This is a genomic window from Brevibacterium renqingii, assembly GCF_017808095.1.
GTDB lineage: Bacteria > Actinomycetota > Actinomycetes > Actinomycetales > Brevibacteriaceae > Brevibacterium > Brevibacterium renqingii.
On sequence record NZ_JADBHG010000001.1, the window covers coordinates 333,817 to 360,418 of the forward strand.

A 26,602-nucleotide genomic window follows, 5' to 3' on the forward strand; every position below is an offset into this window, starting at 1 on the left:
CTTTCCTTACTTGGCAGCAGCCAGTTCGGCGGCCTTGTCGGCTCCACCGTCCATCGTGTCAGTGAGCGTGACGAGCGGGTGCGCGGCCTTCTTGAGGATGGCGCGTCCCTCCTCGACATTGTTGCCGTCGAGGCGGACGACGAGCGGCTTGGTGGCCTGCGGCCCAAGGATCTCGAGGGCCTTGACGATGCCGTCTGCCACAGCGTCGCAGGCGGTGATGCCGCCGAAGACGTTGACGAAGACCGACTTGACCTGGTCATCGCCGAGGATGACGTCGAGTCCGTTGGCCATCACCTCAGCCGAGGCGCCGCCTCCGATGTCGAGGAAGTTCGCCGGCTTGACGTTCGAGTGCTTCTCACCGGCGTAGGCGACGACGTCGAGGGTCGACATGACCAGACCTGCGCCGTTGCCGATGATTCCGACCTCGCCGTCGAGTTTGACGTAGTTGAGGTCGAGCTTCTTGGCCTTGAGCTCGAGCGGGTTCTCCGCGCTGATGTCGCGCAGCTCCTCGTGCTCGGTGTGGCGGAAGTCGGCGTTGTCGTCGAGCGAGACCTTGCCGTCGAGGGCGAGGATGTCACCGGCACCGGTCTTGACCAGCGGGTTGACCTCGACCAGGGTGGCGTCCTCGGACTCGAAGACGGTCCACAGGCTGGTGAGCACGGGGGCGACCTTCGCAGCGGTGTCGGCGTCGAAGCCGGCGGCCTGAGCGATTTCGGCGGCCTTGTCGGCGTTGATGCCGTCGATGGCCGACACGGGGATCTTGGCGAGCGCATCCGGGCGTTCCACGGCCAGCTGCTCGATCTCCATTCCGCCTTCCTTGGAGCACATCGCCAGGTAGGTGCGGTTGGAGCGGTCGAGGAGGACGGAGAAGTAGTATTCCTCTGCGATGTCGGCACCCTCGGCGATCATCACCTTTTCGGTGATGTGGCCCTTGATGTCCAGGCCCAGGATGTCCTTGGCGCGGGCTTCGGCCTCATCGGGGTTCTTCGCCACCTTGACGCCGCCGGCCTTTCCACGGCCGCCGATCTTGACCTGCGACTTCACGACCACGGTTCCGCCGCCGAGGGCCTCGGCAGCTGTCTTCGCTTCTTCTGGCGTCGTCGCGACCTGGGCCTTGAGCACGGGCACTCCGTGCTTCTCGAACAGGTCACGTGCTTGATACTCGAAAAGATCCACGTGTATTCCTTCGCTCTCACTGCCGGGTGGTTTGCCCCTGCAGGTTCGTTGACGGATGCAAGAACCAAAGACAACCATATTCCCAAACGCACCCGCGGCTCCAAACCTGCAGGTTGGACAGACCCTCGAGCGTAAGGAATATCTCGTCAAAAAGTATCTTTGTCGTCAAGAATCTTGATATGGACGTAAAATCGGTCCATGGACGAAGTGGACCGAATAGTCGCAGCCTGGCGTCGCGAGCGTCCGGATCTCGATGTCTCCCCGATGGAGATCCTCTCCCGTGTCTCGCGCCTGGCCAGGCAGTTGGATCTTGCACGGAAGACGAGCTTCTCCGATTACGGCATCGAGGGGTGGGCCTTCGATGTGCTCTCCGCCCTCCGTCGCTCGGGCGAGCCCTACCAGCTCTCCCCGTCGACGCTGCTCCAGGAGACGCTCGTGACCAGCGGCACGATGACCAATCGCATCGATCGCCTCGTCGCTCGCGGTTGGGTCGAGCGCCGGCCCGACCCGGGAGATCGTCGCGGTGTGCTGGTCCAGCTGACCGACAGCGGGCGGGCCACCGTCGACTCGGCGCTGGCGGATCTGCTCGTCAAGGAGCGCGCGATCCTCAGCGGTCTCACCCCCGCGGGCAGCCGCAAGCTCGCCGCCCTGCTGCGCGAGCTCTCCACCGGATTCGACAGCGACGAGGACTGACGCCGACCGGCCCGACACACCCGACCGACTTCGACCACGAGGAGCCAGCCATGACCGATGAGCTCACGAACTACACCGGCGCACAGCCGCCTCGGCGCGAAGCGATCCACGGTCGCTGGGTCGATCTCGAACCCTTGGATCCGGCCGCTCACGGTCAATCGCTCTTCGCCGCGGTCTCCGCGCCCGACGGAATCGAGGAGCGCTTCCGCTATCTGCCGCAGACCCCGCAGACCGATCGCGGGGACTTCGACGCCTGGATCGCCGAGGCGGCCGCCGGCACCGACCCCCTCTTCTTCGCCGTCGTCGACCGTGTCACCCGACGGGCTGTGGGACGGCAGGCGCTCATGCGCATCGATGCGGCGAACGGCGTCATGGAGATCGGCCAAATCCTCTGGGGTCCGGCACTGTCGCGCACCCGCGCTGCCACCGAGGCGCTCTTCCTCTGCGCCGATCTCGCCTTCGCCCGCGGGTTCCGCCGGTTCGAGTGGAAGTGCGATGACGACAACGCACCGTCGAAGCGTGCGGCCGAACGGTTCGGATTCACTTTCGAAGGCGTGTTCCGGCAGCACCTCGTGGTCAAGGGCCGTAACCGGGACACCGCCTGGTTCTCGATCATCGACGCCGAATGGCCGGCTCTGCGGGCGGCGTACCTCGAGTGGCTCAACGATGCGAACTTCGATGACCGCGGCGAACAGAGGAAGGGACTGCGGGAGCTCATCGCCGTCCACCGAGGCATGTGAGCCGCTCACCTCTTCCCGGTTCGACACGGCTTCCGGGACTCTCGCCTGCCCCGTTCGTCACGGCACCGCGCGTCCGCCCCGGCTCTGGCCCCCACTCGGATTAGGCTGAGGATGAGGACCTGCAGAGTGCGGGTCCTCATCCCACAGGGACGCCGACGAAACCTCGAGGAACCATGCGACTTCGCCCACTTGCTCTTCTGTCCGCCGCTGCACTGCTGGCCACGACGACAGCCTGCGTGTCGACGCCCGAGGAGACTCGGCCCCAGCCGCGGCCATCGGTGAGCAAAGAGGAGGTCACACCGATCGAGACGCCCAAGGGCGCGCCCGAGGTGACAGTCGTCGACAGCTCGCCGGGCGGTGAGAAAGACGCCGACCCACTGTGGCAGGGACTCGCCGAGGCAGCTGAGAAGAAGACCGAGGCCTATCTCAAGGTCTACGTCCACGCCGGCAACCCGGAGGTGCCCGACTCCGGCGAGATGACCGTCACTGCAGACACTCCCGACAGCGTCAGCGTGACCGTGGACGCCGAGAACGTCGACGACGACCTCTCTCCCTTCCTGCTCATCCACGGCACCTTCGAAGTCGATGAGATCGGCAGCTCCGCCTACACCCTCAAGACCGTCGACGCCGAGGACATCCCGGAGCTCGATCCGAAGGGTCCCGACGACAAGACACGCTGCACCGCCGACGACGCGCAGGAGAGGATCGGGCTCGCTGCCGATGACCTCGCCGAGGATCCCGGTCGCCGCGAGGAGTTCCGCCAGCAGTGGGGCGGCTCGCCGAAGGTGTGGTGGGGCATCCAGAAGACCGCGATCAGCCTCGGCAAAGAGGGCGGCGTCGCCGGCGACTTCCTCACCGAGGCGTGCGGCGAATACCTCCAGTAGCGGTTTCGACGCCGAGGCACTCGTCGGCCGAGCTCGGACGTGGAACGATGGCCACATGAGGATCGCCATCGTCGGAGCCGGCATCGGCGGACTCTCCGCGGCCGTGGGGCTGCAGAGAGCCGGCGCCGAGGTGACCGTCTTCGAGCGCGCCCCCGCAGTCCGCGCCGGCGGGTCGGGGCTCTCCCTCTTCGCCAATGGGCTCAAGGCTCTGGAGGCGCTGGGACTGCGGGAGGAATTCGAAACCGTGACAGACCGTGGGGTCGAAGGCTTCACCGCCGGCCAACGCCGCGCCGACGGACGCTGGATCGCACGTGTTCCCGAGGACGCGGTCGGCGCTCTGCGCGTCGTCGACCGTGCCGATCTCCACCGGCTCCTGCTCGCCGGGCTGACACCGGACACGGTGCGCACAGACGCCGAGGCGGCTTCCGCGACACCTCTGGGTGCTCTGACCTTCAGGACCGACGCCGCGCCGCCTGAGGCAGAAGAGCGCTTCGATCTCATAATCGGCGCCGATGGTCTGCACAGCCGCGTGCGCCCCGTCGTCGACGGAGGACGGGCTGGCCCGCAATACGCCGGATACTCCGCGTGGAGAGGCATCACCTCGGTGCCGGTGGATCTGTCGGGCCAAGCCGGGGAATCGGTCGGTCACGGCCGCCGGTTCGGCATCGCGCCCCTGGCCGATGACCGCGTCTACTGGTTCGCCGTCGCGAATATGCCCGAAGATGCGGTCTTCGCCGATGAGAAATCGACCGTCGAGCAGATGTTCGCAGGATGGCACTCCCCCATCGCCGAACTCATCGCCGCCACCGACGCCGAGGCGGTTCGCCGGACCCCGATCGCCGACCTGTCGAGCCCGCTGCCCCGGTTCCAGCGGGGTCGGATCGTGCTCCTCGGCGATGCCGCGCATGCGATGACGCCGAACCTCGGGCAGGGAGGCGGCCAGGCCCTCGAAGACGCAGCTACGCTGACGGCTCTGCTGACCCCGCTGCTGTCAGGTCACACCGCAGGCCGGCGGACGGATCTCGATGCGGTTCTGCACCGTTATGATGCGCTGCGTCGACCGCGCTCTCAGTCGATCGCGAAGAAGTCCCGATTCATGGGGCGGGTGTTCCAGCTCGAGTCTCCGCTGCTGGCCGGTGCGCGGGACGCGATCTTCTCCGCCGTTCCGGCAAGGCTCATCGCCGCTCAGGCCGCGCGCGTCCAGAGATGGTCACCTCCGGCCCCACCTCGGTGAGTTCCGGGCCCGCCTCGGTGAGCCCTGGACCCGCCTCGGTGAGTTCATCGTGCGGGGGAGGGTGCGGAATTCGCCGAGACGCTGCTTGGGTGGGCGCTTTGGGCGGACCAGGCCCCGGGAAAATCCACCCATTTGGACCACTTAAGCTGGCTCTTCGGCCGTACGAGCGCGATCGCAAAGCATCTATCACTCACAGCGTCGTGTTTCCGGGCCCCTCCCGTGGAGGCGTCGTGTTTCCGGCCCCTCCCGTGGAGGCGTCGTGTTTCCGGACCTCTTCCGTGGAAGCGTCGTGATTCCGGACCTCCTCCTTGGAGACTCGGTGTTCCGGAACGTCAGTCGTGCAGCGCGCGGTTGTAGGCGTCGACGACTGCGGGCAGGAAGAAGCCCATGATCACGGCGATGGCGGTGACCAGGCAGGCCAGCCCCAGCCACAGGGAACCGCCGATGACGGTGAAGCCGAAGACGATGACCAGCAGTTCGAAGGCGATCGCGGCCGGCCGGGCCCAGCGGTGCAGACGCCACGCGCCGCGCGCTGCGGCACCGACCCCAGCTGCGAAGATGAGGAACATGACGGCCAGGCCGAGCAGCGATGCTGCCAGCTCACCGGCGGTGAAAGCTGTGATGACGAAGGACAGCGCCGAACCGACCAGGGCCAATGCCTGGACCACGAGGACGACGACGACCAGCAGCATCGCCCTGGGGGTGGGCACATCGGTCGAACTCACGTCGGTCAAATGGTCACCCGGGCGAAACCTGGGATGAGGATCTCGTCGAGCATGCGCTCGCGCACATCCAGGGGCAGGAAGGCCGCGGTCACGGCATTGACGGTGGCCCATTCGAGGTCCGTCTGCGTCCATCCGGCCTCGTCGACGAGCAGACGCATCTCGCGCGTCACGGACGTGCCCGACATCAGCCGGTTGTCCGGGTTGATGGTGACGGCGAAGCCGAGATCCTTCAGCCCGGTGATCGGGTGGGAGGCGATGGTACCGCCGATATCGGTCTGCAGGTTCGAGCTCGGGCACAGTTCGAGCGGCACCTGCTGGTCGAGGACCCACGCGGCGAGGCTGCCGAGCTGACCCTCTCCATCGACGATGTCCATGTCCTCGACGATGCGCGCACCGTGGCCCAGACGCTGCGCGTGGCAGATGGTGATCGCCTCGTGGATGGATTCCTTGCCTGCGGCCTCACCGGCATGGATCGTCACCGGCACATAGGCCTGGTGGAGGGCGTTGAAGGCGGACAGGTGCGCCGAGGGCGGGAAGCCGTTCTCGGGCCCGGCGATGTCGAAGCCGACGACGCCGGAGTCCGCTCCCTTCTCACGGTGGCGGATGGCCAGTTCGGCGATCGCCAGGGAGTTGTCGGCCTGGCGCATGGCGGTGATGAGCTGACCGACGCGGATGTACTTGCCCTCGGCTGCGGCCTCGGAGACACCGGCTTCGAGCCCTTCCTGGACGGCGTCGACGACTTCGTCGAGTTCGAGCCCTCCCTCGAGGTGCTGCTCGGGAGCCCACCGGGCCTCGGCATAGAACACTCCGTCGGCGACTTGGTCGAGCACCCATTCCTTGGCCACGCGCTGCAGCCCTTCACGGCTCTGCATGAGCGCCACCGTGTGGGAGAACGTCTCGAGATAACGGACGAGGTCACCGGAGTTCGCGGACTCGGAGAACCAGGCACGCAGCGACTCCGGGTCGCCGGCGGGCAGTTCGTGTCCGCTCTGCTCGGCCAGTTCGATCATCGTCTCGGGGCGCAGGCCACCGTCGAGGTGATCGTGGAGGGAGACTTTGGGCAGCTGCAGGATGGGGTCGTCCGAAGCGACGCCGGCGGGTACATTCATCACCGCCTCAGCTTATCCGATGACGCCGAACATCGGCGGTGCGGCGCGGGAGGATTTCGGACCGGCTCCGCCTCCGACTTTCGCGCCCGAGGCGAGCGCTCATCCCTTCTCCGGGTCGATCTCCCCGCTCTTGATCCGCTCGCGCAGATCAGTGATGCCGCGCCCGGCGTCGGAGACGCGGGAGAGGAAACCGTCTTCGGCGACGATCCGGACTCCGCCGTTGTCGATCGTGCCGTGGTACCGCCGGTCGCCGACGCGGAAGCCGCCGATCTCCTCCGGCTGCGTTTTCGACGCCGGAGCCACCTCGTCGGGATTCTTGCTCTGCGGCCAGTCCGGAAACATCGTGCGCAGCCCCCGGCGGACATTCGGTTCCACGGTCGCCACGATCGTCTTGTTGAAGCCTCCGGCAGTTCCGTACCAGACGAGCTTCGGCAGGCTCGGGCCCTCATCATCGGAGTCCTCGGCCTCCTCCGCCGACGCGAGTTGGTCCTTCCGCTCCTCCTCCGCCGAGGTGACCGCCCCCATCGCGGCGGCCGAGCCGAAGGGCACGAGAACGTCGACGTCGGAGTCGAAGGCCTGGGTGAAGTACTCCTCGCCCGCCGCACGAGTGTCGTCGACCGTGCGGTTCATCGCCGAGGCGCTGCGGTAGGACTTCACCTCGTCGGCGCCTTCGTCCCTCTCCTCGTTGTACAGGTCGACTCCGGCGTCGAAGGCGGTGAGGATCTTCTCCGCCTGGGGGAAGTGGTGCGAGACGACGACGCCGACCTCTCCGGTCTCCGAGGCCGTGGCCGCGGTGTAGCCGGCGATGAAGGCCGGTGGGACGAGGTCGAAGTCGATGCTCAGCACGTTCTTCGGCAGGTCCTGCCCGCCGCTGGAGACTCCGAGGAACAGATCATCGGGGTGGGCGGAGGCGAACTCCGCGAGTTCATCGGCACCGCCGGATCCGATGACCGTGGTCAGTGCGCAGTCCTGCCCGTGCATCCGCTGCAGGGCCGCCGAGGTGGCCCCGCCTCCCGAGACACGCTGACTCGAGGTGCCGGAGAAGACACCCGCCGCACGCGCCAGTTCCGTCTCCTCGAGGGTCAGGGCCCCGGACGAATGGTCGTCGAACCCGGCAGGGGCGGAGATGAGACAGCCCAGCCTCGATTCCTCGAGCGGTTCGGGAGCTGTCACGGAGCAGGCGCTGAGCATCAGTGCGCCGGCCGCACCGACGGCGCCGAGCAGAATGCCCCGAGCTCTCATCCTCATGGGTGCAAGATTATCGGCCCGATTGACGACCGCGGTAATCACCGGCTCCGGTCGCGCTCGAGGACCTTGAGAGCTGTGGCAGTGAAGACGCGGGCGGCGATCGCGACGGCGCGTTCGTCGATGAGCAGATCACCTTGGTGGATGTCGTAGGTCGTGCCGCCGGGGGTGCGGGTGCCCAGACGGATGAGGGCCCCCGGACAGTGGGTGAGGTACCAGGCGAAGTCCTCTCCGCCCATCGACTGCGGGGTCAGCTGCACGGCGTTCTCCCCCAGTTCGCCGCGCACGGCGGATTCGATGAGCGTCACCTGGTCCTCGGTGTTGACCACCGGCGGGACGCCTCGGCGGTGTTCGAGGTCGACGTCGACCCCATACGGTCCGGCGATGCGGTCGACGAGTTCGGGCAGCACCTCGGCGACCTGATTCCACCCGTCGACGTCGAGGCACCGCAGCGTGCCGCGCAGGATGCCCTCACTGGGGACGACGTTCGCGGCGTGCCCGGCGCTGATCTCGCCCCATACGAGTGAGATCGCATGCCGCGGATCGATGAGGCGGCCCAGCGTCGAGGGCAGGTCGGTGGCGAGTTTGCCCAGAGCGTAGACGAGGTCCTCGGTCAGGTGCGGCCGTGAGGTGTGCCCGCCGTGGCCGGACAGGCGGATGATGACGGTGTCGCCGGCGGCGGTGATGGCGCCGATGCGCGAACCCACCCTGCCGATGTCGACGTTCGGGTCGCAGTGGACGGCATAGACCTCCGGCACGCCGTCGAGGACGCCTTGGGAGATCACACGCAGCGCGCCTCCGGGGGTCACCTCCTCGCCGGGCTGGAAGATCAGTCGCACACGTCCGCCGAGTCCTCCGGGCCGGGATTCGTGGAGTCGCTGCAGGGCGATGCCGGCGCCGATGAGGGAGGTCAGGTGCACGTCGTGGCCGCAGGCGTGGGCGACGCCGGGGACCGTCGACCGGTACTCCTCCTCGATGAGGTCGTCGACGGGCAGAGCATCGATATCGGCACGCAGTCCTACCGCCAGAGGGCCTTCTCCGACCTCGCAGACGACGCCGGTCCCCTCCAGCCGCTGCGGCTGGAGACCTGCGGCCTCGAGGCGGGCCACGATCTTGTCCGTGGTCGCGAATTCCTGGAAGGACAGTTCCGGATGGGCATGGATGTCGCGGCGGAAATCGATGAGCTCTGCACCGATCTCAGCGATTGTCGAGCTGATCACGTCGGGTCCTTCAGGAAAAGCAGGTCGGGGATGGGAGAAGTCGAACATTGACTGCAATGCTAAGCACTCACCGTCACAATTGTGCCGATTGCGACCAATTTCGACACACTGTCGTCCGCTGCGACGGCAGCGGCGATGCCGGTCTCGGCGCGAGCGGTGCGGTTCAGAGCAGTTCGTCGAGTCCGCGCTCGCCGGCCACGGACACGACTTTCTTCACATCCTGCGCGTGCGAACGGGAGGTGATGAGCAGGACGTCGTCGGTGTCGACGACGACGAGATCCTCGAGTCCGACGATGGCAACGGTCCGAGGCCCCTCGGAGAACACCACCCCAGAGGCGTCGACCTCCAGCAGGTCCGCGTTGCCGCCGATGGAGATCACTCCGCGCGGCTCCCCCGGCACCGGCTGGCGCAGACGTGCGACCGAATCGAAGTCGCCGACATCGTCCCAGCCGAAGTCGCCGGGAATGACGATCACACGGCCGGCAGCGGCGGCGGGTTCGGCGACCACATAGTCGATGGCCCGCTTCTCCAGCCCGGGCCAGACCTCGTCGAGCACCTCGTCGTGGGCGGCGGTGTCCCAGGCCTCGGCGATGCGGGAGAGCCCGGCGAAGAGGGCCGGGTCCTCCTCGGCGAGGACATCGAGGAGCGACGCCGCCCTGGCGATGAACATACCTGCGTTCCAACGGTAGCGGCCGGAGTTCACGTAGGTGCGGGCGGTGCTCGCGGCGGGCTTCTCCGCGAACGCCAGAGCTCGCCTGGCGGTGGGCGCGCCCGGCAGACCGAGCAGCTCGCCGGTTTCGATGTAGCCGTATGCGGTCGCAGGGTTGCGGGGCATGATGCCGACCGTGACGATGTCGCCGGTCTCGGCGGCGGCGACGGCCTGATCGATGACGAGACGGAACTCGTCGACGTTCGTGATCGAATGATCGGCGGAGAAGGACCCGACGATCGCCTCGGGATCCTCACGGGCGATGAGCATGGCGGCAAGGCCGATCGCCGCCGCCGAGTCCTTCGGCGAGGGTTCGGCGACGATCTTCGACCGCGAGATCTCCGGCAGCTGCTGGGCGATCTGTTCGAGGTGGCTGCGTCCGGTGACCACCCAGACGTTGTCCTCACCGACGATGGGCGCCACCCGGTCCCAGGTGGCCTGGATCAGGCTGCGTCCGAGGCCGAGCACATCGTGGAGGAACTTCGGCGTCGCCCGGCGCGACAGCGGCCACAGACGAGTTCCGGAACCGCCGGCGGGGATGATGGCGTGGAAGTGCGTGTTCACGGTGCCAGTGTCTCAGAGTTCGGGCATCGGTTCTTCGAGGCTGTCCGCCGTGTCGAATGCGGACTCCTCCCCTTTTCGGGTGGGGACAGCCTCATCGGTGCGGCCGCCTCGGGACCGGACCCCACCCCGCCCGGGGCCGCCGCGCCGCCGTTCACGGCTGCCCGAGGGCGATCCAGGTCAGCGCGGAGGCCGAACCATTTAGCGCATACGACTGTGATGTAAATGGAAATCCGTGAGACGCCCGATCCCAGTATTGAGGGAATTGCCAGGGTTGTGGTGTGATCCGGCACGCTCAGGGGTGTCCCGACTGGCACGGAAGCGGTCTTGAGCGTAGTTTCTAGACGTACACACCCGAATTATCAAGATGGAGGATGCTCCGTGGCCAAAGCGTCTACGGGCACTCTGTACCGAGGAAACGAAGGAATGTGGTCCTGGGTCGCGCATCGCGTCACAGGCGTCGGAATCTTCTTCTTCCTTCTGGTCCACGTGCTCGATACTGCACTCGTCCGTGTCTCGCCCGAGGCCTACAACGCAGTGATCGGAACCTACAAGACACCGGTCATGGCATTCGGTGAGATCGCGCTTGTCGCCGCCATCGCATTCCATGCGTTCAACGGCCTTCGCGTCATTCTCGTCGACTTCTCGAAGAGTGGCCCGAAGAATCAGAAGAAGCTGTTCTGGGGAGTCATGGTCATCTGGCTCATCATCATGATCGCCTTCATTCCCCGCCAGCTGATGCACACTTTCGGAGGCTGACATGAGCACAACATCCATTCCGGCCCCGCGGACCGGCTACTCCCGGCACAAGTCGACGCGTTCGAAGTTCGAGATGTTCGCATGGCTGTTCATGCGCATCTCCGGAGTCGTCCTCGTCATCCTCATCTTCGGCCACCTGTTCGTCAACCTGTGGGTCGGCGACGGCGTTCAGGCCATCGACTTCGGCTTCGTCGCAGGCAAGTGGGCCAGCCCGTTCTGGCAGATCTGGGATCTGCTCATGCTGTGGCTGGCGATGCTGCACGGCACCAACGGACTGCGCACCATCATCATGGACTACTCCGAGAAGCCCAGCACTCGCATGGCCCTGCAGGTGATCCTCTACATCGCCGCGGTCATCGTCATCGTGCTCGGCACGCTCGTCATCTTCACGTTCGATCCCTGCCCGGCCGGAGCGGACCCCTCGGTCCTGGCTGAGTTCTGCAAGGCCTAAAGGAGAAACATGCAGGTACATCATTACGACGTCGTCATCGTCGGCGCCGGCGGCGCCGGCATGCGCGCGGCGATCGAGTCGGGTCAGCGCGCCCGCACCGCAGTGCTGACCAAGCTCTACCCCACCCGTTCGCACACCGGCGCAGCCCAGGGAGGCATGTGCGCGGCCCTGGCGAACGTGGAAGAGGACAACTGGGAGTGGCACACCTTCGACACCGTCAAGGGCGGTGACTACCTCGTCGACCAGGACGCCGCCGAGGTGATGGCCAAGGAAGCCATCGACGCCGTGCTCGATCTCGAGAAGATGGGGCTGCCGTTCAACCGCACCCCCGAAGGCAAGATCGACCAGCGCCGCTTCGGCGGCCACACTCGTGACCACGGCAAGTCGGCCGTTCGCCGCTCGTGCTACGCGGCCGACCGCACCGGTCACATGATCCTCCAGACCCTGTACCAACAGTGCGTCAAGCACGGTGTGGAGTTCTACAACGAGTTCTACGTCCTCGACATCATCATGACAGAGGTCGACGGGGTCAAGCGTCCGGCGGGCGTCGTCTCCTACGAACTCGCCACCGGTGAGATCCACGTCTTCCAGGCCAAGTCGATCGTCTTCGCCACCGGAGGCGTGGGCAAGGTCTTCAAGACCACCTCGAATGCCCACACCCTGACTGGCGACGGCATGGCAGTGACCTACAACCGCGGCATCCCGCTGGAGGACATGGAGTTCTTCCAGTTCCATCCCACGGGTCTGGCCGGGCTGGGCATCCTGCTCTCCGAGGCGGCCCGCGGTGAGGGCGGAATCCTCCGCAACTCCGAGGGTGAGCGCTTCATGGAGCGCTACGCCCCGACGATCAAGGACCTCGCCCCGCGTGACATCGTGGCCCGTTCGATGGCCAACGAGGTGCGCGAGGGCCGTGGGGCCGGGCCGAACAAGGACTACGTCCTCCTCGACCTCACCCACCTCGAGCCCGCGCACATCGACGCGAAGCTGCCGGATATCACGGAGTTCGCCCGCACCTACCTCGGCGTGGAGCCCTACACGGAGCCGGTGCCGGTCTTCCCGACCGCGCACTACGCGATGGGCGGCATCCCGACGAACATCAACGCCGAGGTGCTCGCCGACACCGACAACGTCATCCCCGGCCTCTACGCCGCCGGCGAATGCGCCTGCGTGTCCGTGCACGGCTCGAACCGCCTGGGCACGAACTCGCTTCTCGACATCAACGTCTTCGGCAAGCGCGCCGGCATCGCCGCCGCGGAGTACGCGAAGACCGCCGACGTCGTCGAACTTCCGGAGAACCCGGAGACGGACGTCGTCGAGCTGCTCGAGAAGATGCGGACCTCGGACGGAACCGAACGCATCGGCGCCATCCGCAAGGATCTGCAGGAGATCATGGATTCCAACGTGCAGGTGTTCCGCACCGACGAGTCGCTGCGCGAAGCGCTCAACGAGATCGCCAAACTGCGCGAACGCTACAACAACGTGGGCATCCAGGACCGGGGCAAGCGCTACAACCTCGATCTGCTCGAGGCAGTCGAGCTGGGCTTCCTGCTCGAACTCGCCGAAGTCATCTCCGTCGCGGCGATCCACCGGAAGGAATCGCGCGGAGGCCACTTCCGCGAGGACTTCCCGGATCGTGACGACGAGAACTTCATGCACCACACGATGACCTACCTCGATCCCGAAGCGGAGACCGACGGCATCAAGGGCATGCGTCTCGAGACGAAGCCCGTCATCGTCACCCGTTACCAGCCGATGGAGCGTAAGTACTGATGAGCACCGATACAACACCCGCCGAGCCAGCGTCGAAGATCGACCTGCCCGATCATGTGGCCGGAGACGCCGGATCGATTCCGTCGTTCGACTGCACCTTCCGGATCGCTCGCTTCGATCCCGAGCAGGACTCGGAGCCGCACTGGGAGGAATACAACGTCACGATGTACGGCACCGACCGTGTGCTCGACGCCCTCCACAAGATCAAGTGGGAGATCGACGGCTCGCTGTCCTTCCGCCGGTCCTGCGCCCACGGCGTGTGCGGTTCCGATGCCATGCGCATCAACGGCCGCAACCGTCTGGCCTGCAAGACCCTGCTGAAGGATCTCGACACGTCCAAGCCGATCATCGTCGAGGCCATCAAGGGTCTGCCGCTGGAGAAGGACATGATCGTCGACATGGAGCCCTTCTTCCAGTCGTACCGCGAGATCATGCCGTTCCTCATCACCTCCGGTCATGAGCCCACGCGTGAGCGCCTGCAGTCGGCCGAGCAGCGTCAGGCATTCGACGACACCACGAAGTGCATCCTCTGCGCTGCGTGCACGTCTTCGTGCCCCGTGTTCTGGACCGACGGCCAGTACTTCGGGCCGGCGGCCATCGTCAACGCGCACCGCTTCATCTTCGATTCGCGTGACGAGGGCGGAGACATGCGCCTCGAGGTCCTCAACGACAAGGAAGGCGTGTGGCGCTGCCGCACCACCTTCAACTGCACCGAGGCCTGCCCCCGCGGCATCGAGGTCACCAAGGCCATCGCCGAGGTGAAGCAGGCGATTCTGCAGCGCGCGTTCTGACCGCGCGCTCTGGAGTTCGACGCGAACAGCGGCGCCGAGGCGGCCGTGCACTTTCGAGTGCACGGCCGTTTCCGCATGTGATGGCCATTCACATCGTCTTCCGGAGCCGCCGCGGTGAGGGGAACCTGAGGAGCGCGATCTCGGCGCGGTCGTAAACTGGGGCGCATGCGTTCACTTCGCCCTTCCTCCGCTGCGCTGACTCAGACAACCGCCGCACCTTCGCAGCGCTCGGTGATCCACGTCGTCGTCTGCGCTGTCGTGGTGGTCCTGTTCGCAGCGGCACAGCTCGTCTGGTCCCCCGCACCCTCGCACGCGGTGACCCAGCCGGTCGACGAGACGCCGAAGGCGTACGTGACTCCCGACGACCTCGGCGACGGTGCGAAGCCCCCGGTCCCTGTGGGAACGTCGTGGCTGGTCGGGGACTTGGACTCCGGGGATCTGCACGTGGCGAAGAACATCGAGAAGCGGCATGCTCCGGCATCGACGATCAAACTGCTCACCGCTCTCGCCCTCGTCGATGTGCTCGATGACAAGAAGCAGAAGATCACGGCCGAATTCGCGGACATGGAGATCGACGGGACGAAGGTCGGCCTCATGCAGCAGAACGAGTACACCATCGACCTGCTCTTCCACGCGATGCTCATGTCCAGTGCCAATGATGCCGCGAACGCACTCGGTCGCGCGGCCGGAGGGCAGGACAGAGCCGTCAGGCTGATGAATGACAAGGCTGCGGAGCTGGGCATGACGAACACCCATGCGATGAATACCTCGGGCCTCGATGCCAAGGGCCAGTACACGACGGCCGAGGACCTCATGAAGCTGGCATGGGCGGTCTGTGAGAACGACTATCTGATGAAGGTCATCGGGACCCAGACCTTCAAGTTCCCGGGTGGGAAGAATCCGCAGACGAAGGAGAAGTTCTCCGGATACGAAATCCAGAACCATACGAAGATCGTCGGCCAGGTCGACGGCGGGCTCGGTCTGAAGAACGGGTACACCCGCGCCGCGAAGGGCTCCTACGTCGCCGTAGCGAAGCGGGACGGGCACCGGGTGGTGGCGACGATGCTCGGCATCGACAACCACTCCCGGCAAGCGGCCGTCGACCTCCTCGAATGGGATTTCGCACAGAAGGATCCGAAATCCCTGCAGACGGTCCCGGTCGGGCTCCAGGCCACCGCCGAGGCCGATCCCACTGCCGCGGGCAGCTCGAGCGATGCCGGTGGCGCCGTCGAGGACTCATCTCCTGCGGCCACGACCGAGGAGGCGAATGGTTCGGCTGCTCCCTCGATCGCGTCCCGTTCGCTCCATGCAGCGCTCGAGAACCCTTTGGCCCTCGGCCTCCTGGCCGCCGGCGTGGCGCTCATGATCATCACGGTGGTGATCTGGACGCGCGTGCGTGCACGGATGAACCGACGCTAAGCACCAACAGGGCGCCTGCGAGGAATCGGGGCTGCACCGGCAGTCCGGGGCCGCGGCAGCAGTCCGGGTCCGCGGCAGCGTTCCGTCCACGCTCGCAATCCGTCCGCGCCAGCGATTTGGAGCCGCGATCTCAGTGAATCTGTGACTCATACCACCGTCGATTGACTGGATGACAAGCGCAGGGTTATGATAGTAGTTCACGTTCGAAGTTGTCCGCATTCATCGAACCGATCGTGGCGTCGCTCCTGACGATCAGCCGTCCTTGTCTCCGGCTCCGATCTCGGTTCGTCATTGCAGATGAATGATCAGGACACTGTGTCTCTTCGAATTGCGATCCCCATTGGCGATCACCCCATCGCCGACTCGAACACCTGAGGAATAGCATGCGTCGCTGCCTGCTATTCACAACTGAAGAAAGGAGGGAACCCATGTCTGAGTTCCCACAGTGGGTCCGGAGCGGACTCGCACACGCAGGAATGATCGATCCGAAGATCGTTCACCAGGCTCCTGGCGAAGTCACCATCGAGGATGCGACCGGTCGCCTCGTGCTGTACACGGGCACCTCGTTGCGTGAGATCACGCCGATGGCCGCTGCCTGATCCAGACAGGTCACGAAGACGCCCACTCGTTGCCGGGTTTTACGCAGCGGGTGGGCGTTGCTCATTCATCTCGGAGTCCGACGGTCTCCAGCCGGGCTGCGATCTCATCCATGCGGTCCCACAGCTGACCGTGCTCCCGCAGCATCACGAAGACCGGCCCCATGAGCCCTCCGGCTTTCATCGCCGGGAAGTGAAGCACCTCTTCGACATAGATGTGATGACGCAGACCTGCGGCCCCCGTCGTGAAGGCTCCGGTGTCGATCGGTCCGTCGCCTGCCAGGGATTTCGCGAAGGCCTCGAAGTATCCGTCGATGCGGTGGTGGTCTCGCTCAAGCACCTCTCCGACGCTGAGTCCTCCGCTCTCCCCCGTTGTTGAGTCCGCCACGATGCACCGTTCCTTCCACAGACGACGCGGGTCGATATGACCTCGTCTTCCGATTGTGCCACTCCGGCAGGTCGCTCGACCGGCAGCGAATGCGGTGGCAGGTCGGTTGGACGAAGGTGGACGCGATGATCGGGCGGACGACGATGAATGCTGCGGGTCGGCAATGGACGACGACGGACTTCAGCCGCAACGCAATGGCGTCTATCTCGGGTGAACGTGAAAAAGGTCCGGAACCGCAGAGAACTGCGATTCCGGACCTCTGTCAGTCCGTGAACCTGAGCTCAGAAATCCCAGTCGTCGTCTTCGGTGTTCTCGGCCTTGCCGATGACATAGGACGATCCCGAACCGGAGAAGAAGTCGTGGTTCTCATCGCTGCCGGGCGAGAGCGCCGCGAGGATGGCCGGGTTGACCTTCGTGACCTCCTTGGGGAACATCGCTTCGTAACCGAGGTTCATCAGCGCCTTGTTGGCGTTGTAGTGGAGGAACATCTTGCAGTCCTCGGCCAGCCCGACCGAATCGTAGATGTCGTGGGTGTAGGAGACCTCGTTCTCGTACAGCTCGAACATGAGGTTCATCGTGTAGTCCTTGAGCTCCTGCTTGCGCTCCTCGGACTGCGATTCGAGGCCCTTCTGGTACTTGTAGCCGATGTAGTAGCCGTGCACGGCCTCATCGCGGATGATCAGGCGGATCAGATCGGCGGTGTTCGTCAGCTTGGCGTGGGCCGACCAGTACATCGGCAGGTAGAAGCCGGAGTAGAAGAGGAACGACTCGAGCAGGGTCGAGGCGACCTTGCGCTTGAGCGGGTCGTCACCTCGGTAGTAGCTGAGGATGATGTCGGCCTTCGACTGCAGGTAGGTGTTCTCGCGCGACCAGCGGAAGGCCTCGTCGATCTCCTTCGTCGAGCACAGAGTGGAGAAGATCGATGAATAGGACTTCGCATGCACGCTCTCCATGAACGCGATGTTCGTGAGCACGGCTTCTTCGTGCGGGGTCACGGCATCGGGAATGAGCGAGATCGCACCGACGGTGCCCTGAATCGTGTCGAGCAGGGTGAGACCCGTGAAGACGCGCATGGTCAGCGTCTTCTCATCATCGGTCAATGTCGCCCACGAGGGGATGTCGTTGCTCAGCGGAACCTTCTCCGGCAGCCAGAAGTTCCCCGTCAGGCGGTCCCAGACCTCATCGTCGATAGGATCGACGACGCGGTTCCAGTTGATGGCGTCGACGTGCGAGGCCAGAGTCAGATTCTCCAACGCTTTCTCTCTTCCCAAAGTTTTGTTCGTCGTGAGTACGAGCTGTCTGCACGGCAGACGAAGTCATGTGCGCGGGCACACTGCTCGAGGTGGCCCGGCACGAAGCCGGCGGACCGATTCGCATCGGTCCGCCGAGTTCTCTGATCAGAGCATGCAGGAGACGCAGCCCTCGACCTCCGTGCCCTGCAGCGCGAGCTGCCGCAGCCGGATGTAGTAGATCGTCTTGATGCCCTTGCGCCAGGCGTAGATCTGCGCCTTGTTGATGTCGCGAGTGGTGGCGGTGTCCATGAAGAACAGAGTCAGCGACAGCCCCTGGTCCACGTGCTTCGTGGCCTCGGCATAGGTGTCGATGATCTTCTCGTAGCCGATCTCGTAGGCATCCTGGTAGTACTCGAGATTGTCGTTGTCCATGAAGGGAGCCGGGTAGTACACGCGCCCGACCTTGCCTTCCTTGCGGATCTCGATCTTCGAGGCCACCGGGTGGATCGACGAGGTCGAATTGTTGATGTACGAGATCGAGCCGGTCGGCGGCACGGCCTGCAGGTTCTGGTTGTAGATGCCGTGCTCGGCCACCTGGGCCTTGAGCTCGCGCCAATCGTCCTGCGTCGGGATGTGCACACCGGCCTCGGCGAACAGTTCCTTGACGCGTTCGGTGCGCGGCTGCCACACCTCGTCGGTGTACTTGTCGAAGTACTCACCGGTGGCGTACTTCGAACGCTCGAATCCTGCGAAGGTGGTGCCGCGCTCCTTCGCGATCTCCATCGACGCCCGCACACAGTGGTAGGCGACGGTGTAGAAGTACATGTTCGTGAAGTCCAGACCTTCATCGGAGCCGTAGTAGACGTGCTCACGAGCGAGGTAGCCGTGGAGGTTCATCTGGCCCAGGCCGATGGCATGCGACATGTCGTTGCCGCGTGCGATCGACGGCACGGACTGGATGTTCGAAGTCTCGGCGACTGCAGTGAGTCCGCGGATCGCGGTCTCGATGGTCCGACCGAAGTCCTCCGAGTCCATGGTCAAGGCGATGTTGAGTGAACCGAGGTTGCAGGAGATGTCCTTGCCGACGACATCGTAGCCGAGGTCGTCGTCGTACTTGCTGGGTTCGGAGACCTGGAGGATCTCCGAGCACAGGTTGGACATGATGATCTTGCCGTCGATCGGGTTCGCCTTGTTGACGGTGTCTTCGAACATCACGTACGGGTAGCCGGACTCGAACTGGATCTCGGCCAGGGTCTGGAAGAACTCGCGCGCGTTGATCTTCTTCTTCTTGATCGCCGCGTTGTCGACCAGCTCCGTGTACTTCTCGGAGACATTGATGTCGGAGAACGGCACGCCGTAGACGCGTTCGACGTCGTAGGGGCTGAAGAGGTACATGTCCTCGTTGCGCTTGGCCAGTTCGAAGGTGATGTCCGGGATCACGACGCCCAGGGACAGGGTCTTGATCCGAATCTTCTCGTCGGCGTTCTCGCGCTTGGTGTCGAGGAAGCTGTAGATGTCGGGGTGGTGAGCGTGCAGGTAGACGGCACCGGCCCCCTGACGAGCTCCCAGCTGGTTGGCGTAGGAGAAGGAGTCCTCGAGCAGCTTCATGACGGGGATGACGCCGGAGGACTGGTTCTCGATCTTCTTGATCGGGGCACCGGACTCACGGATGTTCGTCAGGGCGAAGGCGACGCCGCCTCCGCGCTTGGACAGCTGCAGGGCGGAGTTGATGGACCGGCCGATCGACTCCATATTGTCCTCGATGCGCAGCAGGAAGCAGGAGACGAGCTCTCCACGCTGCTTCTTCCCGGCGTTGAGGAAGGTCGGGGTGGCCGGCTGGAAGCGTCCGGCGATGATCTCGTCGACGAGCTGCCTGGCCAGCGTCTCGTCGCCTCGGGCCAGGAAGAGCGCGACCATGACGACACGGTCTTCGAAGCGTTCGAGGTAGCGCTTGCCGTCGAAGGTCTTGAGCGTATACGAGGTGTAGAACTTGAACGCGCCGAGGAAGGTCTGGAAGCGGAACTTGTGCTCGTAGGCCCGCTTCGACAGCTCCTCGATGAATTCGAAGGAGTACTGTTCGAGGACCTCGGGTTCGTAGTAGTCCTTCTCGACGAGGTAGTCGAGCTTCTCCTTGAGGTCATGGAAGAAGACGGTGTTGTTGTTCACGTGCTGCAGGAAGTACTGCCGGGCAGCCTGCTTGTCACGCTCGAACTGGATCCGTCCGCTCTCGTCATACAGGTTCAGCATGGCGTTGAGCGCGTGGTAGTCCAGATCCGTCTCTTCGCGGATGATGTCCTCTACATTGCGGTCTTCAGCGAGCTCGCGCACAGTTTATCCAATCCTAGATTCACCGTGTCGACGTCCTCCTGGGTTCCCAGGAGTTCGACTCGGTACATGAGGGGCACTTGACATTTGACGGCGACCTTCTTGGCCGCGCGACAGTAATCTTCGCCGAAGTTCGTGTTTCCGGCGCCGATGACGCCGATGAGGTGGCGTCTGTTCTCTTCGATGTTGAGGAATTTGATGACCTGCTTGGGGACGGCACCTTGATTGCGGCCGGCCCCGTAGGTGGGAGTCATGAGGACGAACGGTTCGTCGACTCTCAGTGTCTCCTGCTTCGTCAGCAGCGGGATCCGGCGAGCCGGGTGCCGCAGCTTGCCGACGAAGCGGTGGGTGAATTCAGAGCTACTGGAGTAGTAGACGAGAAGCATTTCAGGCCACGACGGAAGCCGTCTGCTCGCCGGTCAGGGTGGCGATCTTGTCCGGGCGGAATCCCGACCAGTGGTCGTTGTCGGTGACGACGACGGGGGCCTGCATGTAGCCCATGGCCTTGACGACGTCGAGGGCGTTCTCATCGACGCTGAGATCGACCGACTTGTACTTCAGCCCCTTGGCGTCGAGCGCACGGTAGGTTGCATTGCACTGGACACAAGCCGGCTTGGTGTACACGGTAATCATGACGACTCCTCAATTCTGCCTTGCGGCTCCGCGTTCTGCTTGGTGTGACCATGCCCTCTCCCTGTCGAATCATGATGAAGATCACGAGGCGCAGGCTCAGGGTTGACCACTAGATGTTGTGTTCGGGTACGACCTTACCCCTATATCCAGTGTTACACCAGTGTCGTTCCGACGGTCCACACCCTGTGTTCTCGTCGTCCACATTCGTCCACAGGCTGTGAACGACACTCGTGTAGTTCGATCACCAGCGAGGACACGGGGATCGGCCGCCGATGCGTCATTCTTCCCGCCGTTTCCCACTGAGTTTTTCCACCGCTTTCCACAGAAAATAATTTTGCCTGTGGGTGTGTCGCGACCGTTCTGCTCTTCATGCGCTGCTCCTCCTCCCGCTGCCCTCACACGAAGCGAATCCTTGCCTCCCTCCCGCTGTCCGTTTCCGGTCCGGCACGTCCGTTTAGTGCCCGGCATTGTGCGTGTCGGGTTCGGCATCGTCCGTTTCGGGCCCGGCCTTGTGCGTTTCGGGTCCCGTCGACGTTACAGGTCGGCACTGACACAGCAGCGCGATCGCGCCGGCCGGCGCACATGCCCGGACACAGCCATCCGGTGCAGGCGGGTGACGAGACCGGCCGCCACGGTCGTGTGTCAGCACTGGCACCTCGGCGACTGTCTCACGTCAGTGTCAGCCAATATGCTGGAGAACACACCACGACGAACCGAGAGGCACCGACTATGACGGCGACGGCACCGGCCAACACCCAGGAGATCGCTCATGCGAAGACGATCCTCAACGGTCTGGAGTCCTACCTCGACCATTTCGTCGTCGGCCAGCAGCGCCTGCGGGAGTCCCTGCTCATCGGACTGCTGTCCAGCGGACACCTGCTGTTAGAGAGCGTCCCGGGCCTGGCGAAGACCACGGCCGCGGCGGCCCTGGCCAATGCCGTGGACGGGAAGTTCTCCCGCATCCAGTGCACCCCCGATCTGCTGCCGGCCGACATCATCGGCTCGCAGATCTACAACGCGCACGAAGGCTCGTTCAACACCGTGCTCGGTCCGGTGCACGCCAATATCGTCCTCCTCGACGAGATCAACCGCTCCTCGGCGAAGACCCAGTCGGCAATGCTCGAGGCCATGCAGGAGAAGCAGACGACCATCGGCGGCCGACGCTTCGAGCTCCCCCGGCCCTTCCTCGTCATGGCCACGCAGAACCCGATCGAGCAGGAAGGCACCTACCAGCTGCCCGAGGCCCAGCTCGATCGATTCATGATCAAGGACCTGCTCACCCATCCGAACCCCTCCGAGGAAGTCGAAATCCTCTCCCGCCTCGACTCCGGCGTATTCGACAAGGACTCGGTCCCGGACCCGGCCTGCACCCTCGACGATGTGACGACCATGCAGCGCTATGCGCGCACGATCTACATCGATCCTGCGATCACCCGGTATCTTGTCGAGCTCGTCCACGCCACCCGCAATACGGGCAAGTACCTCGGCCGCTTCGCGCCCTTCATCGAGTACGGTGCCAGCCCGCGCGCCTCGATCGCGTTCACCAATGCCGGACGTGCCCTGGCGATGATCCGCGGCCGCAACTACGTCATCCCCGAAGACATCAAGGACCTCGCCCACCGGGTCCTAGCCCACCGCATCCAACTCAACTTCGAGGCCGCCGCCGAGAACATCACGAGCGCTCAGATCGTCGATGCCCTCCTCATGGCCGTGCCCACCCCCTGATCGGCTGCGACGATGACTGTCCTGCTCAACCGCATCAAAGCACGGATGACCATCCACGCCCATCGGCGGACCCGTCGTCTTCTCGACGGCGACTACTCCTCGGTCTTCCACGGCCACAGCCTCGACTTCGACGATCTGCGCGACTACATTCCCGGCGACGAGATCCGCGATATCGATTGGAAGGCCACAGCCCGGCACTCCGATCCCCTGGTCAAACGCTACGTCGCCCACCGCCGGCACATCCTCGGCCTCGTCGTCGACACCTCCCGGGACTTCGATGCCGTGACCTCGGCCGGCGCGGACAAACGCCACTTGGCGATCCTCATGGCCGGCATGGTCGGCTACCTCGCCGTGCGCCACGGTGACGACGTCATGCTCATCCACGGACATGCCGAACGCACGACCGCCTCCCCCAGAAAGGGCAGCGAAGCCCACCTCGAGCACCTGCTGCAGCAGATCCTCGCCGAATCAGGCACCTCGGCACCCGGCTCGATCAGCTCACAGCTGCAGTGGATCACCAGCCACATCAAGCATCGGATGCTGCTCGTCGTCATCTCCGATCAGGCTCCCCTGGGTCCGGAGGAGGAAGCGACGATCCGACGGCTGCGCGCCCAGCACGAGGTCCTGTGGATCACGATCACCGACGCGGATCTCGCCGGGCTGCCGACCGCCTCGGCGCCGTTCGATGTCGCCCGCCCCGAACACGGACTGCCGACTTCCGTGATGACGCAGCCCCAGGTGAGACAGGAATTCGCCAACGCCGAGGCGGCCCGTCGGCAGCATCGCATCGATCTGCTCGCGAAGCTGGGCATCGCCCATGCCGAGATCGACCACCCGAAGGCGGCCCTGGGCCGTCTCCACACTCTTCTGCTGAGGCACCGCCGTGGGCCCCGCTGAACTCGTCGCACCGCTGCAGATCTCACCCGCGTGGTATGTCGCGGTCTCCCTCGTGCTGCTCATCGCCCTGTTCAACCTCTTCGCCCCGCTCATCCGACTCGCCGCCGGAGCGACCGAGGCGGCGGGACCACGCGTCCCGATCCCCGTGCGCAGCACTTATCTGTCGCGCATCACGACCGTGGAGACGGCCCTGGGCACGGAGAGCCCGGACGTCCGCGACGCGGCCCGACAGCTGGCGAAGGTCGTGCGCGATTTCGCCCATGACGCCTGGGGCGTCAAAGCCGAGCACCTCACCTACCGTGATGCCGCGGTCGCCGGACTCGATGACCTCGCCGCGTGCCTGCTGGGTCTCTACGAAGCCGAGTTCGCTGAGACGGAGCCGGCCGGCCTGCGGGCCCAGATCGCCGATGCCAGGAAGCTGGTGGCCAGATGGTCCTGATGTTCTGGTGGCTCGCCCTCATCCTGCTCGTCCTCGCCGCTTCCGCGGTCTTCCTCTTCCGCCGCCCGAAAGCCAAGCCGGCCTCTCTGGCCGTGGCCCACAGCGGCCGGATGACCAGCCTGCCCAGCTTCCGCCGCGCCATGCGCACCCGTCTGATCACGACGGTCGCCTTTCTCGGCGTCATCGTCCTCACCGGGGTCTCGGCGCTGGCCGGCATCGCCCGACCGGCCTGGATCGAGACGGTCAACCCGGAGAAGAAGCTGCGCGATGTCATGCTCTGCCTCGACGTCTCGGGGTCCATGCTCGGCTACGATGCCGATCTGCTCGAGGCCTACCAGGAGCTCGTCGACAGATTCGACGGGGAGCGCATCGGGATGACCGTGTTCAATGCCACGGCCGTTTCGGCCTTCCCCCTCACCGACGACTACGAGATGGTGGAGAACTTCCTCGCCGAGGCGGAGGACGGTTTCCGGACCTGGGGAGCTGAGGGCACCGACTACTCGTGGTCGACGTCGCCTCCGAACATCGGCGGCTCCTCCCTCATCGGCGACGGCCTCGTCTCCTGCGTCGACAACTTCGATCGCAAGGACGAGAAGCGCTCTCGCTCGATCGTCTTCGCCACGGACAATATGCTCGCCGGCGATCCGCTGTTCCAGCTCAACGAGGCCGCCGACATCGCCGTCGATGCCGACGTCCGCGTCTACAGCCTGTCCCCTCCGTCGATCCTGACCACCACTCAGACGAAGGAGCTGCGTTCCGTGTCCGACCGCACCGGCGGCAAGCAGTTCGACCTGGGTTCGGCCTCGACCATCGACCGCATCGTCGAAGAGATCCAGAGCCAGGAGGCAGAGAACACCCCCGGCCGGTCGTACACCATCGTCCATGACATGCCGGCGGTCCCCCTCGGACTCGCCGTCTTCGGACTCGCTGGGGTCTTCGTGCTGGCGTGGAGGACGAAATCATGAACTTCGATCCCGTCTTCACCTGGTTCGGCTGGGGCTTCGTCGTCCTCGCCCTGCTCACTGTGTGCATCATCCCTGCCGTCCGCGGCGACGGTCCGCGGTGGAAGTGGTTCGCCCGCATGGGGGTCGTCGCGATCCTCGCCCTCGCCCTCGTCCGCCCCGGCATCCCCATCAAATCCTCGACCGAGGAGTACGAGGCCCAAGCGGATGTGTACTTCGTCGTCGACACCACGACCTCGATGGCCGCCGAGGACTACGACGGGGACAAGCCCCGGCTCGAGGGAGTGAAGAAGGACATGCTCGCTCTCGCCGAGGAGTTCCCCGGCACCCGCCTGAGCATCATCACCTTCGCATCGACCGCCGCGACGGTGATGCCCCTGACGACCGATCATGCGGCGTTCGCCTCGGCCGTCGACGTCCTCGCGACGGAGACGTCCCTGAACTCCAAGGGCTCGTCCATCACCGAGGCCGGAGACGAGCTCGAGAAGCGGATGAGCGCCAACGATGAGGACCGCCCCGACAACAAGAACCTCGTGTTCTACTTCGGCGACGGCGAGCAGACGGTGTCGCAGAGCCCCGAATCCTGGGCCTCCTTCGCCTCCCGCATCGACAGCGGTGCTGTCTTCGGCTATGGCACCGCACAGGGCGGGAAGATGCGAGAGCCGCATCCTTTCGACTCCGAAGCAGGCGTCGGCGACACCGGCGACGGCAATGGCCCGGGACTGGGCGGTTCCGATGAGCCTTCGACAGAAGGCGGCCCGCAGGGCGAATACGTCCGAGATCGTGACGGCAATCCGGGCATCTCGAAGATCGACGAGGGCAATCTCCGGCAGCTCGCCTCCGACCTCGGCGTCGACTACCACCACCGCGATGGCAGCGGAGCGATCTCCAACGTCTACACCGCCCCGAAATACGACCAGACGCTGGTGAAGAAAGACGGTCGGGTCACCGTCGACGAGTACTTCTGGGTCCCCCTCATCCTCGTCTTCGCCTGGATCGCCGTGGAGTCGGTGTTCGGTGTCCGCGAATACCTGAGGCTGAAGGCGATCATGCCCCGTCGTCCCCACCGAGGAGGCCCACGATGAACCGGCTCAAGGAACTGTGGTCCCGCTCGCGCCGGATCACGAAGATCAACCTCATCGTCGGCACGGTCGCCGCGCTCGTCTTCGGCTACATCGCGGTGACCGCCTACTTCGGCACCGCCTCGCAGGTCCGCTACACTTCCAACGACTTCCCCGGAGCGCAGAAAGCCGCCAGCGCCTTCCTGCACCTCAGCCCCTTCCAACGGCACATCGGCTACTTCAACCGCGGCACCGCCGAGGCGGCCGTCGGCGATTACGACAAGGCGCAGAGCGACCTCGAGGCCGCGCTGGAGATCGCTCCGACCTCGGCCGAATGCGCGGTGCGGATCAACCTGTCATTCGTCTATGAGAAGCAGGCCGACCAGATCGCGTCCCAGGACCCGGATCAGTCGCAGGAACTCTACGACCGGTCGCTGCAGACGCTCGAGGAGGCACCCCAGGAGTGCCAGCCGAAGAAGAGTGAGGAGAAGCAGAAGAGCGAGGAGGCCAAGGACCGGGTCGAGGACAAGAAGAAGGGCGAGAAGGCCAAGGAGGAGGGAACCGACGACGAGGACTCACAGAGCAAGGACTCGGAGGATGAGGACGGGTCCTCCGGCGATGAGGAGTCTCCCTCGGACGGTGAGGATCAGAAGCAGGGTTCGGAGGACGAGAAGTCCGATGACTCCGGCGAGAAGTCCGAACGCGAGAAGAAGCGGGAGGAGCTGGAGAAGCGCGGGGAGGACTCCGAACGGCAGCAGCGCCAGCAGGGCCCCGACGGCAACGGCGGCCGTTCGTCCCCGGACAAGCCCTGGTGATGAAGCGCAGCGCATCGGCTCCTGAGCGCATTCGGATCTCGGA

At 64.9% G+C, this 26,602-nt stretch carries 27 protein-coding genes; 16 read left to right on the top strand and 11 right to left on the bottom strand.

Features of this window, described 5'->3' with window-relative positions; translation table 11 throughout:
* Positions 1 to 6: 6 nt before the first annotated feature.
* Entirely contained in the window at positions 7 to 1,176 is a 1,170-nt protein-coding gene (gene sucC, locus IIE29_RS01525; RefSeq protein WP_209323424.1) for an ADP-forming succinate--CoA ligase subunit beta, read from the bottom strand.
* A 198-nt stretch (positions 1,177 to 1,374) separates the two neighbouring features.
* On the opposite strand from sucC, the gene IIE29_RS01530 reads away from it, so the two are divergent.
* The 4 genes from IIE29_RS01530 to IIE29_RS01545 all read left to right on the top strand — a co-directional run bounded on the left by IIE29_RS01530 (position 1,375) and on the right by IIE29_RS01545 (position 4,727).
* The gene (locus IIE29_RS01530) at positions 1,375 to 1,869 is read left to right on the top strand and encodes a MarR family winged helix-turn-helix transcriptional regulator (RefSeq protein ID WP_209323425.1); all 495 of its coding nucleotides are present in this window, start codon (positions 1,375 to 1,377) and stop codon (positions 1,867 to 1,869) included.
* A gap of 50 nt (positions 1,870 to 1,919) precedes the next feature.
* Complete coding sequence (locus IIE29_RS01535; RefSeq protein ID WP_209323426.1) at positions 1,920 to 2,609, top strand: GNAT family N-acetyltransferase; 690 nt, start codon at positions 1,920 to 1,922, stop codon at positions 2,607 to 2,609.
* A 173-nt stretch (positions 2,610 to 2,782) separates the two neighbouring features.
* The gene (locus tag IIE29_RS01540; protein ID WP_209323427.1) at positions 2,783 to 3,493 is read left to right on the top strand and encodes a hypothetical protein; all 711 of its coding nucleotides are present in this window, start codon (positions 2,783 to 2,785) and stop codon (positions 3,491 to 3,493) included.
* 55 nt (positions 3,494 to 3,548) lie between these two features.
* Positions 3,549 to 4,727 carry an FAD-dependent oxidoreductase gene (locus IIE29_RS01545; protein WP_209323428.1) on the top strand — a complete coding sequence of 393 codons (1,179 nt, stop codon included), beginning with the start codon at positions 3,549 to 3,551 and terminating at the stop codon, positions 4,725 to 4,727.
* A gap of 332 nt (positions 4,728 to 5,059) precedes the next feature.
* On the opposite strand, the gene IIE29_RS01550 is transcribed toward IIE29_RS01545, so the two are convergent.
* From IIE29_RS01550 to IIE29_RS01570, 5 genes are all read right to left on the bottom strand, one after another.
* Positions 5,060 to 5,452: a hypothetical protein gene (locus IIE29_RS01550; protein WP_343071756.1), complete on the bottom strand. Its 393-nt coding sequence runs from the start codon at positions 5,450 to 5,452 to the stop codon at positions 5,060 to 5,062.
* 5 nt (positions 5,453 to 5,457) lie between these two features.
* Entirely contained in the window at positions 5,458 to 6,561 is a 1,104-nt protein-coding gene (locus tag IIE29_RS01555; RefSeq protein ID WP_209324097.1) for an adenosine deaminase, read from the bottom strand.
* A 99-nt stretch (positions 6,562 to 6,660) separates the two neighbouring features.
* Positions 6,661 to 7,809 carry a BMP family ABC transporter substrate-binding protein gene (locus tag IIE29_RS01560; protein WP_246475635.1) on the bottom strand — a complete coding sequence of 383 codons (1,149 nt, stop codon included), beginning with the start codon at positions 7,807 to 7,809 and terminating at the stop codon, positions 6,661 to 6,663.
* Positions 7,810 to 7,847: 38 nt separating this feature from the next.
* Positions 7,848 to 9,026, bottom strand: coding sequence for an amidohydrolase (locus IIE29_RS01565; RefSeq protein ID WP_209323429.1), 1,179 nt, complete (start codon positions 9,024 to 9,026; stop codon positions 7,848 to 7,850).
* A gap of 163 nt (positions 9,027 to 9,189) precedes the next feature.
* Positions 9,190 to 10,299 carry a mannose-1-phosphate guanylyltransferase gene (locus IIE29_RS01570; RefSeq protein ID WP_209323430.1) on the bottom strand — a complete coding sequence of 370 codons (1,110 nt, stop codon included), beginning with the start codon at positions 10,297 to 10,299 and terminating at the stop codon, positions 9,190 to 9,192.
* A gap of 378 nt (positions 10,300 to 10,677) precedes the next feature.
* Here IIE29_RS01570 and sdhC point away from each other — a divergent pair, with 378 nt between their 5' ends.
* The 6 genes from sdhC to IIE29_RS01600 all read left to right on the top strand — a co-directional run bounded on the left by sdhC (position 10,678) and on the right by IIE29_RS01600 (position 16,085).
* Positions 10,678 to 11,055 carry a succinate dehydrogenase, cytochrome b556 subunit gene (sdhC, locus tag IIE29_RS01575; RefSeq protein WP_209323431.1) on the top strand — a complete coding sequence of 126 codons (378 nt, stop codon included), beginning with the start codon at positions 10,678 to 10,680 and terminating at the stop codon, positions 11,053 to 11,055.
* A 1-nt stretch (position 11,056) separates the two neighbouring features.
* Entirely contained in the window at positions 11,057 to 11,506 is a 450-nt protein-coding gene (locus IIE29_RS01580) for a succinate dehydrogenase hydrophobic membrane anchor subunit (protein WP_209323432.1), read from the top strand.
* Between the two features lie 9 nt (positions 11,507 to 11,515).
* Positions 11,516 to 13,276 carry a succinate dehydrogenase flavoprotein subunit gene (gene sdhA, locus IIE29_RS01585; protein ID WP_209323433.1) on the top strand — a complete coding sequence of 587 codons (1,761 nt, stop codon included), beginning with the start codon at positions 11,516 to 11,518 and terminating at the stop codon, positions 13,274 to 13,276.
* Positions 13,276 to 14,067 carry a succinate dehydrogenase iron-sulfur subunit gene (locus tag IIE29_RS01590; protein ID WP_209323434.1) on the top strand — a complete coding sequence of 264 codons (792 nt, stop codon included), beginning with the start codon at positions 13,276 to 13,278 and terminating at the stop codon, positions 14,065 to 14,067. Before sdhA ends, IIE29_RS01590 begins: the two co-directional genes overlap by 1 nt.
* A 165-nt stretch (positions 14,068 to 14,232) precedes the next feature.
* Positions 14,233 to 15,486, top strand: coding sequence for a D-alanyl-D-alanine carboxypeptidase family protein (locus IIE29_RS01595; RefSeq protein ID WP_209323435.1), 1,254 nt, complete (start codon positions 14,233 to 14,235; stop codon positions 15,484 to 15,486).
* A 428-nt stretch (positions 15,487 to 15,914) separates the two neighbouring features.
* Complete coding sequence (locus IIE29_RS01600) at positions 15,915 to 16,085, top strand: hypothetical protein (RefSeq protein ID WP_209323436.1); 171 nt, start codon at positions 15,915 to 15,917, stop codon at positions 16,083 to 16,085.
* Positions 16,086 to 16,146: 61 nt separating this feature from the next.
* On the opposite strand, the gene IIE29_RS01605 is transcribed toward IIE29_RS01600, so the two are convergent.
* The 5 genes from IIE29_RS01605 to nrdH all read right to left on the bottom strand — a co-directional run bounded on the left by IIE29_RS01605 (position 16,147) and on the right by nrdH (position 20,660).
* Positions 16,147 to 16,470, bottom strand: coding sequence for a hemerythrin domain-containing protein (locus tag IIE29_RS01605; RefSeq protein ID WP_209323437.1), 324 nt, complete (start codon positions 16,468 to 16,470; stop codon positions 16,147 to 16,149).
* A 281-nt stretch (positions 16,471 to 16,751) separates the two neighbouring features.
* Positions 16,752 to 17,723 (bottom strand): class 1b ribonucleoside-diphosphate reductase subunit beta, encoded by a 972-nt coding sequence (gene nrdF / locus IIE29_RS01610; RefSeq protein ID WP_209323438.1) that lies wholly within the window; start codon positions 17,721 to 17,723, stop codon positions 16,752 to 16,754.
* Between the two features lie 144 nt (positions 17,724 to 17,867).
* Positions 17,868 to 19,994 carry a class 1b ribonucleoside-diphosphate reductase subunit alpha gene (nrdE, locus tag IIE29_RS01615; RefSeq protein WP_343071798.1) on the bottom strand — a complete coding sequence of 709 codons (2,127 nt, stop codon included), beginning with the start codon at positions 19,992 to 19,994 and terminating at the stop codon, positions 17,868 to 17,870.
* 5 nt (positions 19,995 to 19,999) lie between these two features.
* The gene (gene nrdI / locus IIE29_RS01620; RefSeq protein WP_209323440.1) at positions 20,000 to 20,413 is read right to left on the bottom strand and encodes a class Ib ribonucleoside-diphosphate reductase assembly flavoprotein NrdI; all 414 of its coding nucleotides are present in this window, start codon (positions 20,411 to 20,413) and stop codon (positions 20,000 to 20,002) included.
* A gap of 1 nt (position 20,414) precedes the next feature.
* Complete coding sequence (gene nrdH, locus IIE29_RS01625; RefSeq protein ID WP_166973050.1) at positions 20,415 to 20,660, bottom strand: glutaredoxin-like protein NrdH; 246 nt, start codon at positions 20,658 to 20,660, stop codon at positions 20,415 to 20,417.
* A gap of 729 nt (positions 20,661 to 21,389) precedes the next feature.
* Here nrdH and IIE29_RS01630 point away from each other — a divergent pair.
* From IIE29_RS01630 to IIE29_RS01655, 6 genes are read left to right on the top strand one after another with little or no spacing between them, the layout of a single operon-like run.
* Entirely contained in the window at positions 21,390 to 22,385 is a 996-nt protein-coding gene (locus IIE29_RS01630) for an AAA family ATPase (RefSeq protein WP_209323441.1), read from the top strand.
* 12 nt (positions 22,386 to 22,397) lie between these two features.
* Positions 22,398 to 23,282, top strand: coding sequence for a DUF58 domain-containing protein (locus tag IIE29_RS01635; RefSeq protein ID WP_209323442.1), 885 nt, complete (start codon positions 22,398 to 22,400; stop codon positions 23,280 to 23,282).
* Positions 23,269 to 23,721 (top strand): hypothetical protein, encoded by a 453-nt coding sequence (locus IIE29_RS01640; protein WP_209323443.1) that lies wholly within the window; start codon positions 23,269 to 23,271, stop codon positions 23,719 to 23,721. Before IIE29_RS01635 ends, IIE29_RS01640 begins: the two co-directional genes overlap by 14 nt.
* A complete protein-coding gene (locus tag IIE29_RS01645) occupies positions 23,712 to 24,686 on the top strand; it encodes a vWA domain-containing protein (RefSeq protein WP_209323444.1) in 975 nt (324 codons plus the stop codon). The genes IIE29_RS01640 and IIE29_RS01645 overlap by 10 nt, the downstream gene beginning before the upstream one ends.
* Positions 24,683 to 25,768, top strand: a complete 1,086-nt coding sequence (locus IIE29_RS01650) for a vWA domain-containing protein (RefSeq protein WP_209323445.1) — start codon at positions 24,683 to 24,685, stop codon at positions 25,766 to 25,768. Before IIE29_RS01645 ends, IIE29_RS01650 begins: the two co-directional genes overlap by 4 nt.
* Positions 25,765 to 26,559: a tetratricopeptide repeat protein gene (locus IIE29_RS01655; RefSeq protein ID WP_209323446.1), complete on the top strand. Its 795-nt coding sequence runs from the start codon at positions 25,765 to 25,767 to the stop codon at positions 26,557 to 26,559. Before IIE29_RS01650 ends, IIE29_RS01655 begins: the two co-directional genes overlap by 4 nt.
* Positions 26,560 to 26,602 lie beyond the last annotated feature (43 nt).

Coding starts and splice junctions, on each gene's coding strand:
- IIE29_RS01530 (WP_209323425.1), top strand. CDS start 1,375: ATGGACGAAGTGGACCGAATAGTCGCAGCCTGGCGTCGCGAGCGTCCG.
- IIE29_RS01535 (WP_209323426.1), top strand. CDS start 1,920: ATGACCGATGAGCTCACGAACTACACCGGCGCACAGCCGCCTCGGCGC.
- IIE29_RS01540 (WP_209323427.1), top strand. CDS start 2,783: ATGCGACTTCGCCCACTTGCTCTTCTGTCCGCCGCTGCACTGCTGGCC.
- IIE29_RS01545 (WP_209323428.1), top strand. CDS start 3,549: ATGAGGATCGCCATCGTCGGAGCCGGCATCGGCGGACTCTCCGCGGCC.
- IIE29_RS01555 (WP_209324097.1), bottom strand. CDS start 6,561: ATGAATGTACCCGCCGGCGTCGCTTCGGACGACCCCATCCTGCAGCTG.
- IIE29_RS01560 (WP_246475635.1), bottom strand. CDS start 7,809: ATGAGGATGAGAGCTCGGGGCATTCTGCTCGGCGCCGTCGGTGCGGCC.
- IIE29_RS01580 (WP_209323432.1), top strand. CDS start 11,057: ATGAGCACAACATCCATTCCGGCCCCGCGGACCGGCTACTCCCGGCAC.
- sdhA (WP_209323433.1), top strand. CDS start 11,516: ATGCAGGTACATCATTACGACGTCGTCATCGTCGGCGCCGGCGGCGCC.
- IIE29_RS01590 (WP_209323434.1), top strand. CDS start 13,276: ATGAGCACCGATACAACACCCGCCGAGCCAGCGTCGAAGATCGACCTG.
- IIE29_RS01595 (WP_209323435.1), top strand. CDS start 14,233: ATGCGTTCACTTCGCCCTTCCTCCGCTGCGCTGACTCAGACAACCGCC.
- IIE29_RS01600 (WP_209323436.1), top strand. CDS start 15,915: ATGTCTGAGTTCCCACAGTGGGTCCGGAGCGGACTCGCACACGCAGGA.
- nrdI (WP_209323440.1), bottom strand. CDS start 20,413: ATGCTTCTCGTCTACTACTCCAGTAGCTCTGAATTCACCCACCGCTTC.
- nrdH (WP_166973050.1), bottom strand. CDS start 20,660: ATGATTACCGTGTACACCAAGCCGGCTTGTGTCCAGTGCAATGCAACC.
- IIE29_RS01630 (WP_209323441.1), top strand. CDS start 21,390: ATGACGGCGACGGCACCGGCCAACACCCAGGAGATCGCTCATGCGAAG.
- IIE29_RS01635 (WP_209323442.1), top strand. CDS start 22,398: ATGACTGTCCTGCTCAACCGCATCAAAGCACGGATGACCATCCACGCC.
- IIE29_RS01645 (WP_209323444.1), top strand. CDS start 23,712: ATGGTCCTGATGTTCTGGTGGCTCGCCCTCATCCTGCTCGTCCTCGCC.
- IIE29_RS01650 (WP_209323445.1), top strand. CDS start 24,683: ATGAACTTCGATCCCGTCTTCACCTGGTTCGGCTGGGGCTTCGTCGTC.
- IIE29_RS01655 (WP_209323446.1), top strand. CDS start 25,765: ATGAACCGGCTCAAGGAACTGTGGTCCCGCTCGCGCCGGATCACGAAG.